Source organism: Pseudomonas sp. Irchel s3a18, from assembly GCF_900187535.1.
Lineage (GTDB): Bacteria > Pseudomonadota > Gammaproteobacteria > Pseudomonadales > Pseudomonadaceae > Aquipseudomonas.
Genome location: NZ_FYDV01000018.1, coordinates 26,266 through 39,348, shown reverse-complemented (window position 1 = coordinate 39,348; position 13,083 = coordinate 26,266). Strand labels below are relative to the sequence as shown.

14 protein-coding genes are annotated in these 13,083 nt (G+C 59.9%); 10 read left to right on the top strand and 4 right to left on the bottom strand.

Features of this window, described 5'->3' with window-relative positions; translation table 11 throughout:
* The first annotated feature begins 63 nt into the window (after nucleotides 1-63).
* The 5 genes from CKW29_RS20960 to CKW29_RS20940 are packed head-to-tail and all read left to right on the top strand — an operon-like array spanning nucleotide 64 to nucleotide 4,249.
* Nucleotides 64-846 carry a transporter substrate-binding domain-containing protein gene (locus tag CKW29_RS20960; protein WP_095146778.1) on the top strand — a complete coding sequence of 261 codons (783 nt, stop codon included), beginning with the start codon at nucleotides 64-66 and terminating at the stop codon, nucleotides 844-846.
* Nucleotides 847-904: 58 nt separating this feature from the next.
* Complete coding sequence (locus CKW29_RS20955) at nucleotides 905-1,633, top strand: ABC transporter permease (RefSeq protein ID WP_095077419.1); 729 nt, start codon at nucleotides 905-907, stop codon at nucleotides 1,631-1,633.
* Nucleotides 1,630-2,340: an ABC transporter permease gene (locus CKW29_RS20950; RefSeq protein WP_095146777.1), complete on the top strand. Its 711-nt coding sequence runs from the start codon at nucleotides 1,630-1,632 to the stop codon at nucleotides 2,338-2,340. The genes CKW29_RS20955 and CKW29_RS20950 overlap by 4 nt, the downstream gene beginning before the upstream one ends.
* A 12-nt stretch (nucleotides 2,341-2,352) precedes the next feature.
* Complete coding sequence (locus CKW29_RS20945) at nucleotides 2,353-3,471, top strand: succinylglutamate desuccinylase/aspartoacylase family protein (RefSeq protein ID WP_095149031.1); 1,119 nt, start codon at nucleotides 2,353-2,355, stop codon at nucleotides 3,469-3,471.
* A 13-nt stretch (nucleotides 3,472-3,484) separates the two neighbouring features.
* Nucleotides 3,485-4,249 carry an ABC transporter ATP-binding protein gene (locus CKW29_RS20940; RefSeq protein ID WP_095146775.1) on the top strand — a complete coding sequence of 255 codons (765 nt, stop codon included), beginning with the start codon at nucleotides 3,485-3,487 and terminating at the stop codon, nucleotides 4,247-4,249.
* A 205-nt stretch (nucleotides 4,250-4,454) separates the two neighbouring features.
* On the opposite strand, the gene CKW29_RS20935 is transcribed toward CKW29_RS20940, so the two are convergent.
* Together CKW29_RS20935 and dcd are read right to left on the bottom strand one after the other, a co-directional pair.
* On the bottom strand, nucleotides 4,455-4,664 hold the full coding sequence (locus CKW29_RS20935) for a hypothetical protein (RefSeq protein ID WP_095149030.1): 210 nt from the start codon (nucleotides 4,662-4,664) through the stop codon (nucleotides 4,455-4,457).
* A 107-nt stretch (nucleotides 4,665-4,771) separates the two neighbouring features.
* Nucleotides 4,772-5,338: a dCTP deaminase gene (dcd, locus tag CKW29_RS20930; protein ID WP_019692149.1), complete on the bottom strand. Its 567-nt coding sequence runs from the start codon at nucleotides 5,336-5,338 to the stop codon at nucleotides 4,772-4,774.
* A 355-nt stretch (nucleotides 5,339-5,693) separates the two neighbouring features.
* Here dcd and CKW29_RS20925 point away from each other — a divergent pair, with 355 nt between their 5' ends.
* Nucleotides 5,694-5,903: a cold-shock protein gene (locus CKW29_RS20925; protein WP_002554837.1), complete on the top strand. Its 210-nt coding sequence runs from the start codon at nucleotides 5,694-5,696 to the stop codon at nucleotides 5,901-5,903.
* A 109-nt stretch (nucleotides 5,904-6,012) separates the two neighbouring features.
* Here CKW29_RS20925 and CKW29_RS20920 read toward each other — a convergent pair whose 3' ends face one another.
* The gene (locus tag CKW29_RS20920) at nucleotides 6,013-7,020 is read right to left on the bottom strand and encodes a DUF481 domain-containing protein (protein WP_095149029.1); all 1,008 of its coding nucleotides are present in this window, start codon (nucleotides 7,018-7,020) and stop codon (nucleotides 6,013-6,015) included.
* Nucleotides 7,021-7,184: 164 nt separating this feature from the next.
* Between CKW29_RS20920 and CKW29_RS20915 the strand changes: the two genes are divergently transcribed.
* From CKW29_RS20915 to CKW29_RS20900, 4 genes are all read left to right on the top strand, one after another.
* Nucleotides 7,185-7,538, top strand: a complete 354-nt coding sequence (locus tag CKW29_RS20915) for an MGMT family protein (protein WP_095149028.1) — start codon at nucleotides 7,185-7,187, stop codon at nucleotides 7,536-7,538.
* A gap of 44 nt (nucleotides 7,539-7,582) precedes the next feature.
* A complete protein-coding gene (locus CKW29_RS20910; protein ID WP_095149027.1) occupies nucleotides 7,583-9,145 on the top strand; it encodes an AmpG family muropeptide MFS transporter in 1,563 nt (520 codons plus the stop codon).
* 126 nt (nucleotides 9,146-9,271) lie between these two features.
* Nucleotides 9,272-10,987 (top strand): proline--tRNA ligase, encoded by a 1,716-nt coding sequence (locus tag CKW29_RS20905; protein WP_095146770.1) that lies wholly within the window; start codon nucleotides 9,272-9,274, stop codon nucleotides 10,985-10,987.
* A 17-nt stretch (nucleotides 10,988-11,004) separates the two neighbouring features.
* Nucleotides 11,005-11,958, top strand: a complete 954-nt coding sequence (locus CKW29_RS20900) for a hypothetical protein (RefSeq protein WP_095146769.1) — start codon at nucleotides 11,005-11,007, stop codon at nucleotides 11,956-11,958.
* A gap of 50 nt (nucleotides 11,959-12,008) precedes the next feature.
* On the opposite strand, the gene dinB is transcribed toward CKW29_RS20900, so the two are convergent.
* Nucleotides 12,009-13,070, bottom strand: coding sequence for a DNA polymerase IV (dinB, locus tag CKW29_RS20895; protein WP_095146768.1), 1,062 nt, complete (start codon nucleotides 13,068-13,070; stop codon nucleotides 12,009-12,011).
* Nucleotides 13,071-13,083: the final 13 nt, after the last annotated feature.

The following is a 13,083-nucleotide window of genomic DNA, read 5'->3' as shown; positions in this document are numbered from 1 at the left end:
ACGCTTTCCAGTAACAATACTTACGCGCCACAAGCGCTCATATTGCTTCTTAAGGATTGAATAATGAAAAAAGCATTGCTGACCCTTTCTGCACTGGCCTTGTGCATGGCTGCAGGCTCCGCGCTGGCCAAGGAATACAAGGAACTGCGTTTTGGTGTCGATCCTTCCTATGCGCCGTTCGAATCCAAAGCCGCCGATGGCAACCTGGTGGGCTTCGATATCGATCTGGGCAATGCAATCTGCGCCGAACTGAAGGTCAAGTGCAAATGGGTCGAAAGTGACTTCGACGGCATGATTCCGGGCCTCAAGGCCAATAAATTCGACGGTGTGATCTCCTCGATGACCGTGACGCCGGCCCGTGAGAAAGTCATCGACTTCTCCAACGAGCTGTTCTCCGGCCCTACCTCCTTCGTGTTCAAGAAAGGTTCCGGGCTGACCGAGGACACTGCGTCCCTCAAGGGTAAAACCGTGGGTTACGAACAAGGCACCATCCAGGAAGCCTACGCCAAGGCCGTGTTGGACAAGGCCGGGGTGAAAACCCAGGCCTATGCCAACCAGGACCAGGTCTACGCGGACCTGACGTCCGGTCGCCTCGACGCGTCGATCCAGGACATGCTGCAAGCCGAACTGGGCTTCCTGAAGTCGCCACAAGGCGCTGACTTCGAAGTCAGCAAGCCTGTCGACAGCGAGTTGTTGCCCTCCAAGACCGCGATCGGTATCTCGAAAGGTAACAAAGAGCTGAAGGCGCTTTTGGATAAAGGTATCAAAGCGTTACACGACGATGGCACCTACGCCACCATTCAAAAGAAACACTTCGGTGATCTGAATCTGTACAGCGGCAAATAATGCCCGGCGCCCATCTTCGTGATGGGCGCTTTTTCTACACCATCAGGTCGCTGATTTTATGTTTGAACAACTCCTGCAAGACCTGGGGCTCTCTGCCTTCAGCTTGAAGGGCTTCGGCCCACTGCTGATGCAAGGCACCTGGATGACCATCAAATTGTCGGTGTTGTCGCTGCTGGTGGCCGTGTTACTTGGTCTGCTGGGCGCCAGCGCCAAACTTTCCGCTTCCAGGCTGCTTCGGATACCAGCCCAGTTCTACACCACACTGATTCGCGGGGTACCGGACCTGGTACTGATGCTGCTGATTTTCTACAGCCTGCAAACCTGGCTGACATCCTTTACCGACTTCATGGAATGGGAATACATCGAAATCAACCCGTTCAGCGCCGGGGTCATCACTCTGGGCTTCATCTACGGCGCCTACTTCACCGAAACCTTTCGCGGCGCGATCATTGCCGTGCCCCGTGGCCAGGTCGAAGCAGCCACCGCCTATGGCCTCAAACGCGGCCAGCGGTTTCGTTTCGTGGTGTTCCCGCAAATGATGCGCTTTGCCCTGCCGGGTATCGGCAACAACTGGATGGTGATGCTCAAGGCCACCGCGCTGGTATCGATCATCGGCCTGGCCGATCTGGTCAAGGCCGCCCAGGACGCTGGCAAAAGCACCTATCAACTGTTTTATTTCCTGGTGCTCGCCGCTTTGATCTACCTGGTGATCACCAGCGTGTCGAACATTGTCCTGCGCAGGCTTGAACGCCGTTATGCCGCAGGCAGCAGGGAGGCCGTACGATGATCGAACTTCTGCAGGAATACTGGCGGCCATTCCTCTACAGCGACGGCTACCACATCACCGGCCTGGCCATGACGATGTGGCTGCTCAGCGCCTCGATCTTCATCGGCTTCGTGGTATCGATCCCGCTGTCGATAGCCCGGGTTTCGCCACACTTCTACATCCGCTGGCCGGTGCAGTTCTACACCTACCTGTTCCGGGGGACGCCGCTCTATATCCAGCTGCTGATCTGCTACACCGGCATCTACAGCCTGGCCGCGATCCGCGCGCAGCCGGTGCTGGATGCGTTCTTTCGCGATGCGATGAACTGCACCATCCTGGCGTTTGCCCTGAACACCTGTGCCTACACCACGGAGATTTTCGCCGGGGCGATTCGCAGCATGGCCCACGGCGAAGTCGAAGCGGCCAAGGCCTACGGCCTGACCGGCTGGAAGCTGTATGCCTACGTGATCATGCCATCTGCCCTGCGTCGTTCGCTGCCGTACTACAGCAACGAAGTGATCCTGATGCTGCACTCGACCACCGTGGCCTTTACCGCAACCATCCCCGACGTACTGAAAGTCGCCCGCGACGCCAACTCGGCGACCTTCATGACCTTCCAGTCGTTCGGCATCGCTGCGTTGATTTACCTGACCGTTACCTTTGCGCTGGTCGGCCTGTTCCGACTGGCCGAACGCCGCTGGCTGGCGTTCCTTGGGCCGACTCACTAGGACTTTCTGCACATGCGCCACCAGATTCATGACTTGCTGGCCCCATTGCCGGGCACCACGCGACAGATCCACAGCTTCCACTTCGGTCCGACACAGGGCCAAGGCAAGATCTACATCCAGTCCTCGCTGCACGCCGACGAACTGCCCGGCATGCTGGTGGCCTGGCACCTCAAGCTGCGCCTGGCGGAGCTTGAAGCCGCCGGTCGCCTGCGCAGCGAAATCGTGCTGGTGCCCGTCGCCAACCCGATTGGCCTGGAACAGGTGCTGATGGATGTGCCGCTCGGGCGTTACGAGCTGGAAAGCGGACAGAACTTCAACCGCTGGTTCGTCGACCTGAGCGAAGAGATCGGCAACGAGATCGAAGGCCGGCTCAGCGATGACCCGCAACGCAACCTGGCACTGATCCGCAGCCACCTGCGCAGTGCGCTGGCACGGCAAACCGCCAGCACCCAACTGCAATCCCAGCGCCTGGCCCTGCAGACACTGGCGTGTGACGCGGACATGGTGCTGGACCTGCATTGTGATTTCGAAGCAGTCACGCACCTGTACACCACCCCTGACGCCTGGCCCCAGGTCGAACCCCTGGCACGCTACATTGGCGCCGAGGCCAGCCTGCTGGCCACCGACTCGGGCGGCCAGTCGTTCGACGAATGCTTCACCTTGCTCTGGTGGCAACTGCAGGAGCGTTTCGGCGAGCACTTCAACATTCCGATGGGCAGTTTCTCGGTCACCGTAGAACTGCGCGGCCAAGGTGACGTCAACCACCCCCTGGCCAGCCTCGACAGCCAGGCGCTGATCGACTATCTGACACACTATGGCGCGATTGAAGGTCAGGCCCCGCCCTTGCCGGAGCTGCCCTACCCTGCCACGCCGCTCGCTGGCGTAGAGCCAGTGGCCACGCCGATTGGCGGCTTGCTGGTGTACCACGTGCTACCGGGTGAATACCTGCAGGCAGGGCAATTGATCGCTGAAATCATTGATCCGATCAGTGACCGGGTCACACCGGTTCACTGCACCAACGCCGGCCTGCTGTACGCCCGCTCCACGCGACGCATGGCCACGGCCGGCATGGTGATCGCCCATGTTGCAGGCCTTGAAGCGTATCGCACCGGCTACCTACTTTCGCCTTGAGGATGTTTGCCCCATGTACAAACTGACCATTGAAGGCCTGCACAAGAGTTACGGCAGCCATGAAGTACTCAAGGGCGTTTCGCTGAAGGCCAAGACCGGTGATGTGATCAGCCTGATCGGCGCCAGCGGTTCGGGCAAGAGTACCTTCCTGCGCTGCATCAACTTTCTCGAGACCCCCAACGACGGCGCCATGAGCATGGACGGCCAGGCCATCCGCATGATCAAGGATCACCATGGCATGCGCGTGGCAGACGAAGCCGAACTGCAACGACTGCGTACCCGCCTGGCCATGGTGTTCCAGCACTTCAACCTGTGGAGCCACATGACCGTACTGGAAAACATCACCATGGCCCCGCGCCGGGTGCTGGGCGTGAGTAAAAAGGACGCTGAAGAGCGTGCTCGCCGTTATCTGGACAAGGTCGGCCTGTCGGCACGGGTGGCGGATCAGTACCCGGCGTTCCTGTCGGGCGGTCAGCAGCAGCGCGTGGCCATCGCCCGGGCGCTGGCGATGGAACCGGAAATCATGCTGTTCGATGAACCGACCTCGGCCCTGGACCCCGAACTGGTCGGCGAGGTGCTCAAGGTGATCCAGGGCCTGGCCGAAGAAGGCCGGACCATGATCATGGTCACCCATGAAATGAGCTTCGCACGCAAAGTGTCCAACCAGGTGCTGTTTCTGCACCAGGGGGTGGTGGAAGAGGAAGGGACACCCGAGGATGTACTGGGCAACCCGAAGAGCGAACGCCTGAAACAGTTCCTCAGTGGCAACCTGAAGTAACTGATCACGCATGAAACGGGAGTCGGCCTGGCCGACTCCCGCCCCCCCCTGGGCTATGTGCTTGCTTTTGAGGGATAACGGCTCGGCCCCAGCCTTTTACACAAGCAGGCATGACGAGCAGGCCGCGATCAAAACACGGCCCACCTACCTGAAGGTTCCACAGGCACACACCGTTATTTCCGAGTATGAGCGGCCAGTCTGGTTATCACACTACTGGAGCAGGAGGCGGCTCATCCGGCAAGGTCGGCTCACCGGGCTCGTTGGGCTGTTCGTTGGGGGTGTCCGGGTCGGGTTGGCCGGGGATCCCGCCAGCCTGGGTGACGGCCGGATGCGCCAACAATGACCACGCCAGCCCCCCCACTTGGTTGGGTTCGAGCCTGGCCAGTTCGGCACTTATTCGAGGATCGATCTTCATTGCGCACTCCTGAGCGATGGCTCGACACGCCTTGCGCGGATCGGAGCAGTACACTTCATAGAGTGTACGCTCGCTCAAGAACTCATACGCGTTGTCAGACGGTTGACTCAGGTGCGCGGCAAGGTCACGCCACGCTGGCCCTGGTACTTGCCGCCACGGTCCTTGTAAGACACTTCGCACTCTTCATCGGATTCGAAGAACAGCATCTGCGCCACGCCTTCATTGGCATAGATCTTGGCCGGCAGCGTGGTGGTGTTGGAAAACTCCAGGGTCACGTGACCTTCCCATTCCGGTTCCAGCGGCGTGACGTTGACGATGATGCCGCAACGCGCGTAGGTGCTCTTGCCCAGGCAGATGGTCAGCACGTTGCGCGGAATACGGAAAAATTCGACGGTACGGGCCAGCGCGAACGAGTTCGGCGGGATGATGCAGACATCGCTTTTGACGTCGACGAAACTCTTCTCATCGAAGTTCTTCGGATCGACGGTCGCCGAATTGATGTTGGTGAACACCTTGAACTCATCGGCGCAACGCACGTCGTAGCCGTAGCTCGACACCCCGAAGGAAATCAGCCGGTCGGCGCCTTCGCCACGCATCTGGCGCTCTACGAAGGGCTCGATCATCCCGTGCTCTTGCGCCATGCGGCGAATCCACTTGTCCGATTTGATGCTCATGGCGGGTGTCCTGAAATAGCGAGGTGGAAAAATTCTGTCCGGCATCTTACCGGGGCACGCCGTAGGGTTCAAAGTCCGGGGGTGGATAAATCGCCGATCCCCTGAATATCAGAGGCCGTGCGTCGCTGATGCGCACCGTCAGTCACGAAAACAGAGAAACCTTCGCAAAGACCATTGGCACGTTCCGGAAAAAGGGTTAAGGTGGCGCCACTGTGCTGCTTGTGTCACTGAGAATCTCTACACGATATGTTGAATTTCGATCCAACCATCTACAAGAATTTTTCCTGCTCTTTGCACTCAGTCTCGGCCAGGGTTCTTCCTGAGTCGCAGTTATCTTTGTTCAAGGAGTTACACCATGTCTAATCGCCAAACCGGTACCGTTAAGTGGTTCAACGATGAAAAAGGCTTCGGCTTCATCACTCCACAATCCGGTGACGACCTGTTCGTTCACTTCAAAGCTATCCAATCCGACGGCTTCAAAAGCCTGAAAGAAGGCCAACAGGTTTCTTTCATCGCTACCCGCGGTCAGAAAGGCATGCAAGCTGAAGAAGTTCAAGTTATCTAACTTGTACTGATTTAGTAAAAAGCCCCGCCCTCAAAGCGGGGCTTTTTTGTGCCCGGGTGTTTTGTACGGAAAAATGGCTGCAACACGGCCAGCCACACCACTGCGCGCCTTACCAGGTCACCCCAAACCCCGCGGAATAATGGGTCTTGTCCAGGTCGCTCTCCTGCGTGCCTTTGATTTCATTGCGCTCGGCCTTCAGATTGAGCGACGCCCAGTCCGTCACCCTGTAACGCAATCCAGCCTCGGCATCGAGTGCGTAGTCCGCCACACTGGACAGGGGCTTGCCCACCTCACCAGTGGTGAACAGCTCGACCGACCTGCCAATCAGGTAGCGGTTGTAGTCCCACTTCATCGCCAGGGAGTAGAAATTATCCCGCCCTCCCTGCGTGTACTCATAGTCGGTTCGATTCAACAGCGAACCTAGCGAAAACGCACCCAGTTCATCATCCCAGAACTGATAGCCCGGCCCCGTACCCACAGTGCGCTGCAGCTTCAAGTCTTCAACCTTGTCGCGCTTGTAGTTGAATCGCCCTTGCCAGAACCACTGCTCGGTAATGAAGCGGTCAAGGGCGTATTCCGCACGCCAATTGTCCGAGGTCACCACCTCATCCTGGAACTCGCGGTTATATTCGCCTTCCGCCGTGTGACGCCAATGACCATGACGCGCACTGGTCTTGAAATCGATGGCGTAGTCATCCGTCTTGGTTTCCGAGCGCTCGTAATCCAGCGCGACGTCGACATTGCCCTTCCACACCATATCCTCGACCACCGGTCGGGGCTTGAGCATTTGCTGAATAGTGGCCAGCTCCACGGTCCTGGGCGCATCACCGTTGGCCAACGTGACCTTGCCTGCATCGGCCGCCTGCAACGATTTGGCCACCTCTGCACTGTAGTCGCCCTGTTTGACCAGCAGTTGCTGATCACTTTCCAGGGTCTTGACCTGCTTCCAGTCGATCGCAACCGCCCCGGCGTACTCGGTCTGGATCAGCAACTTGCCGCCGTCGAAGAGCCTGATCTTGCCACTCAAGCGATCACCATTCTTCAACCAGACAGTGTCGGCGAGTGCTGGCGTGCAGGCAGAGAGGACGGCGAGGCATAACAAGGTTCTGGACAGCATAAGCAACGACAACACTCGGGTTCGCGAAAAAAGGCGGCATTATCCCATAGAGAACGCCCAAGCAAGGACTGACCGGGGTATTTGCATCGAGTTCATTTATCATTGGATCATTGGCGCCTCGAGCTACCAACGGTACGACGCCCCCTTTCCAAGGAAACCCGGACGTGAGTGACGACGAGAACGATTCCCAGGACCCGGCACACATCCGCCGAACGGCACTCTACGTCACCCTGGCGCAAGTGCCGGAAGGCAAGGTCGTCAGTTACGGCCAACTCGCGGAACTGGCCGGCCTTGGTCGCGCCGCTCGCTGGGTGGGACGTACCCTCAGCCAATTGCCCGCGGACAGCACGCTGCCCTGGCACCGCGTACTCGGCGCGGGCGGCCGGATCAGCCTGCCAGCAGGCACCCCATCGGGCGACGAACAACGGGCGCGCTTGCGCATGGAAGGCGTCAGCATCCTGAACAATCGTGTTGATATTCAGCGCCATGGCTGGCGCCCGGTAGAGCACAGCGGTTAGAGTGCGCGCTTTGTTTCCGTATATTTTGAGGCAGACTCCAGCCCATGCCCCGTAAAACCTGGCGCGCCGCGCTCGCCGCTTATGCCAGCCCCTCGACGCTCGTGCTGTTGCTGCTGGGCTTCGCCGCCGGCCTGCCCTACATGCTTGTGTTTTCGACGCTTTCCGTCTGGTTGCGTGAGGCCGGCGTGGCCCGCGAAACCATTGGCTACGCGAGCCTGATCGGGCTGGCCTATGCCTTCAAATGGGTCTGGTCGCCACTGCTCGACCAGTGGCGCCTGCCGCTGCTGGGCAAACTGGGCCGACGACGATCCTGGCTGGTGCTGTCGCAAATCCTGGTGATCCTCGGCCTGATCGGCATGGGCTTCTGCGACCCGCAAAAACACCTGTCCTGGTTGATCGCGATTGCCGTGGTGGTGGCCTTTGCCTCGGCCACCCAGGACATTGCCGTCGACGCCTACCGCCTGGAAATCGTCGACGACACCCACCAGGCTGCACTGGCCGCCAGCTACATGTCCGGCTATCGGGTTGCTGCCTTGCTGGCCACCGCAGGCGCCCTGTTCTTTGCCGAAGGCTTCGGCTCCACCGGTTTCAATTACAAACACTCGGCCTGGACCGGTACCTACGTCCTCTTTGGCCTGCTGATGGTCCCGGCGCTGGTGACCTGCCTGCTCATGCGCGAACCGCCAGTGCCGCTGCGCACACAACTGTCTGCCGGCCGCTACAGCTTTGTGCACCAACTGGCATCCGTATTCGTCCTGATCGTGCTGCTGGTGTCCGTACCGGCGATGTTCACCCAGCTCTACAACACCGACTTTGCCAGCGTACTGTTCGGCGACGCCAGCCCGCTCGACCTGCTGCTGGAAGACCGCGCTTTCCTGCGCGCCATTCTCTACATCACCTTCACTGTCATGTGTCTGTCGACCATGGGTCGACGGGGCTTGGCCCCGGTACTGACACCGGTCAACGACTTTGTCATGCGCTATCGCTGGCAAGCCTTGCTGCTGCTCGGCCTGATTGCCACCTACCGCATGTCCGATACCGTGATGGGCGTCATGGCCAACGTGTTCTACATCGACCTGGGCTTCACCAAGGACCAGATCGCCGGGGTGAGCAAGATCTTCGGCCTGATCATGACCCTGATCGGCGCCGGCATGGGCGGCCTGCTAATCGTGCGTTTCGGCATCCTGCCCATTCTGTTCATCGGCGGCGCGGCCTCGGCCGGCACCAATATTCTGTTCGTGATGCTCGCTGACATGGGCGCCAACCTGCAGATGCTGATTGCCACCATTTCCCTGGACAACTTCAGCTCCGGCCTGGCGACATCGGCCTTCGTGGCCTACCTGTCGAGCCTGACCAACCTGAAGTTCTCGGCCACCCAATACGCCCTGCTCAGTTCGATCATGCTGCTGCTGCCGCGCCTGATCGGCGGCTACACCGGGGTCATGGTGGAAAAGTTCGGCTACCACGACTTCTTTATCATCACCGCCCTGCTTGGCATCCCGACCCTCGTCCTGATCCTTGTGCACTGGTACCAGGAAAGCCGCCGCGAAGGCCCGACGCCGACACAGACGCCGGAGCCCACCCAGACGACTAACGCCATCGAGTAATCCCGGACAGCGCGGGGCTTTCCCCGCGCCCGGGTGATACCCTAGGCTGCACGCCTGTACGTCAGCGGATCTCGCCCGTACAATGTTCCGTCATTTCTAGTCTTCAGCAACCGACAACGGCCTACCATGCGCACCAGTCAATTTTTGCTCGCCACACAGAAAGAAACGCCTTCCGATGCGGTCGTCATCAGCCACCAGCTGATGCTGCGTGCCGGCATGATCCGCAAACTCGCCTCGGGCCTGTACACCTGGCTGCCCATGGGCCTGCGGGTAATGCGCAAGGTTGAAGCCGTCGTTCGCGAAGAAATGAACGCCGCCGGCTCTCTCGAAGTGTTGATGCCGAGCACTCAACCGTCTGAGCTGTGGCAGGAATCCGGTCGCTGGGAGGAGTACGGCCCTGAACTACTGCGCTTCAAGGATCGCCATGGTCGCGACTTCTGCGCAGGCCCGACTCACGAAGAAGTGATCACCGACCTGATGCGCAACGAGTTGAGCAGCTACAAGCAGCTGCCGATCAACCTGTATCAGATCCAGACCAAATTCCGTGATGAAATCCGCCCACGCTTCGGCCTGATGCGCGGCCGCGAGTTCATCATGAAGGACGCCTACTCCTTCCACGCCGACCAGCCATCGCTGCAGGTCACCTACGACCGCATGCACCAGGCTTATTGCAACGTGTTTACCCGCCTGGGCCTGAAGTTCCGCCCGGTTGAGGCCGACAACGGCTCGATCGGCGGCGCCGGTTCCCACGAGTTCCACGTACTGGCCGAGTCCGGTGAAGACGACATCGTTTTCAGCAACGGTTCCGACTACGCGGCGAACATCGAGAAAGCCGAAGCCGTGCCACGGGAAACTTCCCGCGCCGCAGCCACCGAAGAACTGCGCCTGGTCGACACGCCGAACGCCAAGACCATCGCGCAACTGGTCGAAGGCTTCAACCTGCCGATCGAAAAGACCATCAAGACCCTGGTAGTACACGCCGAAGAAGCCGGCAAGCTAATCGCGCTGATCATTCGCGGCGACCACGAGCTCAACGAAATCAAGGCCGCCAATCAGCCTGGCGTTGCCAGCCCGCTGGTCATGGCCTCCGAAGCCGAACTGCGTGACGCCATCGGCGCCGGCGCCGGCTCCCTCGGCCCGCTGAACCTGCCGCTGCCAATCATCATCGACCGCTCGGTCGAACTGATGAGCGACTTCGGCATCGGCGCCAACATCGACGACAAGCACTACTTCGGCGTCAACTGGGAACGCGACCTGCCGGTTCCGACCGTGGCCGACCTGCGCAACGTCGTGGCCGGCGACCCGAGCCCCGACGGCAAAGGCACCCTTGAAATCAAGCGCGGCATCGAAGTCGGACACATCTTCCAGCTGGGCAACAAGTACAGCAAGGCGATGAAGTGCGAAGTGCTGGGCGAGAACGGCAAGCCGGTGACCCTGGAAATGGGTTGCTACGGTATCGGCGTGTCCCGCGTGGTGGCGGCAGCCATCGAGCAGAACAACGACGAGAAAGGGATCATCTGGAGCGACACCCTCGCACCTTTCCAGATTGCCCTGGTGCCATTGCGCTACGAAACCGACCTGGTTCGCGAAGCCACCGACAAGCTCTACGCTGAATTGACGGCGGCCGGCTTCGAAGTGCTGCTGGACGATCGCGACAAGAAAACCAGCCCGGGCATCAAGTTCGCGGACATGGAGCTGATCGGCATTCCTCACCGGATCGTGGTCAGTGACCGCGGCCTCGCCGAAGGCAACCTGGAATACAAGAGCCGTACCGAGGCCGAACCGCAAGCGCTGCCGGTCGCCGACGTGCTGTCGTTCCTTCAGGCTCGTATCCGCCGCTGACACCAGATAGAGACCTCATGTTCAAGCGAAACACCTTAAGCCTCGGTGGTGCCGCCCTGTGCGGCACCCTGCTGATCAGCGGCTGCGCCAATCAAATGTCGCAGCGCAGCGAGCACGAGGAGCGCATCGAGCGAAAACTGCTCGATCACAGCCTTCAGATCGATGTCGGTGAGCCTAAGGTGCTTGAGCTGCCGCAACGCCGGGTACGGATAAACGAACAGAAGACCTTCGAGGTCACCGAGTTCGAAGTCACCCGTCGCTATGATCGCTATACGCCGTACCAACCCTGGCGGGAGGTCTACGAGATCCCGCTGGGCGCGGTCGCGGTGGTGGCCGGCGTCGGCGCCAACGTGGTCAATGTCTTCGCCCTGGGCAACCTGCCGGACAGTGCCACCAAGGACTGGATCAGCTACGGCTTTGCCGGGCTCAACCCGTTCATGAACGTACAGTCCCACGGACGCGCGCAACAGAACCTGGCGGGCATCGATGAAGTCCAGCGCGACAAGCGCACGGAGTACTCGAGCCTGCCCTGGAGCGAACGCCCGGTAGAGGTCAAGACCGGCAAGCAGACCTTCGAGCTCACCACCGACCGTAATGGCCTGTTGCGCTTGAACCTGCTCGACAGCCCGTTCTCGGAAAACGACCTGAGCCACATCAGCAAGCTGCATATTTCCGTAGCGGATGCCCAGGATGACGTGCACACCGACTCATCACTGGCCATTAGCGGCAACTTGCGCAGCAAGCTGCTGGAAGCCCATGAGCTGATTTACGACGACCTCGAAGACGACGAAGTCAGCCAGTGGGTACACCGGGTCAAACGTCTGTCGGAACTGGGTCTGGAAGAGGAAGCCAGCGAGCTTGAACAGAGCCTGATCGAACTGACTCGCAACGATCCTGAACTGCAGAGTGAGTTCCTCAAGTCCCTGACCAAGGATGCCGGACGGCTAGTGGCCGACCCTGGCCCGAATTGATCTGACGCTTCACGGGCAAGCCTCGCCCCTACCCTGGTAGGCGCGAGGTCTTACCAGCCAAATAGATCCAGTTGCTCGAACCCGCCCCGCAGATCCTGCAAACGCACGCCAATCCCCAGCAATCGCACCGGCTTGCCACCCCGGTTGAATGCCTGTGTCAGCAACAGCTGAAAACTGCCCAAATCCCGCCCCGCGCCGGCCTGCTCCAGTGTCGTCTGGGTGAAGTCATGAAACTTCACCTTCACGAACGGCTTGCCCGGACGGTAACTGCTGTCGATGCGAGCCATGCGCCCATTCAGCGACTCCAGCAACGCTGGCAGCTTGTCCAGGCAGCTGACCAGGTCTGGCAGATCAACGTCGTAGGTGTTTTCCACGCTCACCGACTGCCGCCGACTGTCATTCTGCACCTGCCGCTCATCAATCCCACGAGCCAGACTCCATAACCGTTCGCCGAAACTGCCGAACTCGCGCACCAGCGCCAGCTTGTTCCACTCGCGCAACTGCAGGCAATCGACAATCCCCAGCCGGGCCAGCTTGTCCGCCGTGACCTTTCCCACCCCGTGCAACTTGCTTACCGGCAGTTGCGAGACAAAATCCTCGACCTGATCCGGCGTGATCACGAACAACCCGTTGGGTTTTTTCCAGTCACTGGCGATCTTCGCCAGGAACTTGTTCGGCGCCACGCCTGCCGACACCGTGATGTGCAACTGATTGGAGACCCGGCGCCGGATATCCTGGGCAATTCGCGTGGCACTGCCCGCGAAATGGCTACTCTCGGACACATCGAGGTAAGCCTCGTCCAGCGACAGGGGCTCGATCAGCTCGGTGTAATCGCGAAAGATGGCCTGGATTTCCTTCGACGCCTCTCGATAGGCTTCCATCCGCGGCTTGACGATGACCAGGTCCGGGCACAGCTTCAGTGCATGTCGCGAAGACATCGCCGACCGTACCCCAAAGGCTCGCGCCTCATAGTTGCAGGTTGCAATGACGCCCCGCCGGTCCGCCGAACCACCCACGGCCAGCGGCTTGCTGGCCAGCGTCGGGTCGTCACGCATCTCGATGGCAGCATAAAAGCAGTCGCAGTCGACGTGGATGATTTTGCGTTGCGTCATATCAAGGCGGTGT

Excerpts from the sequence above, each read along its gene's own strand:
- CKW29_RS20950 (WP_095146777.1), top strand. The coding sequence starts at position 1,630 with ATGATCGAACTTCTGCAGGAATACTGGCGGCCATTCCTCTACAGCGAC.
- CKW29_RS20910 (WP_095149027.1), top strand. The coding sequence starts at position 7,583 with ATGCCCCGTAAAACCTGGCGCGCCGCGCTCGCCGCTTATGCCAGCCCC.
- CKW29_RS20900 (WP_095146769.1), top strand. The coding sequence starts at position 11,005 with ATGTTCAAGCGAAACACCTTAAGCCTCGGTGGTGCCGCCCTGTGCGGC.
- CKW29_RS20955 (WP_095077419.1), top strand. The coding sequence starts at position 905 with ATGTTTGAACAACTCCTGCAAGACCTGGGGCTCTCTGCCTTCAGCTTG.
- CKW29_RS20935 (WP_095149030.1), bottom strand. The coding sequence starts at position 4,664 with ATGAAGATCGATCCTCGAATAAGTGCCGAACTGGCCAGGCTCGAACCC.
- dcd (WP_019692149.1), bottom strand. The coding sequence starts at position 5,338 with ATGAGCATCAAATCGGACAAGTGGATTCGCCGCATGGCGCAAGAGCAC.
- dinB (WP_095146768.1), bottom strand. The coding sequence starts at position 13,070 with ATGACGCAACGCAAAATCATCCACGTCGACTGCGACTGCTTTTATGCT.
- CKW29_RS20925 (WP_002554837.1), top strand. The coding sequence starts at position 5,694 with ATGTCTAATCGCCAAACCGGTACCGTTAAGTGGTTCAACGATGAAAAA.
- CKW29_RS20920 (WP_095149029.1), bottom strand. The coding sequence starts at position 7,020 with ATGCTGTCCAGAACCTTGTTATGCCTCGCCGTCCTCTCTGCCTGCACG.
- CKW29_RS20905 (WP_095146770.1), top strand. The coding sequence starts at position 9,272 with ATGCGCACCAGTCAATTTTTGCTCGCCACACAGAAAGAAACGCCTTCC.
- CKW29_RS20945 (WP_095149031.1), top strand. The coding sequence starts at position 2,353 with ATGCGCCACCAGATTCATGACTTGCTGGCCCCATTGCCGGGCACCACG.
- CKW29_RS20940 (WP_095146775.1), top strand. The coding sequence starts at position 3,485 with ATGTACAAACTGACCATTGAAGGCCTGCACAAGAGTTACGGCAGCCAT.
- CKW29_RS20960 (WP_095146778.1), top strand. The coding sequence starts at position 64 with ATGAAAAAAGCATTGCTGACCCTTTCTGCACTGGCCTTGTGCATGGCT.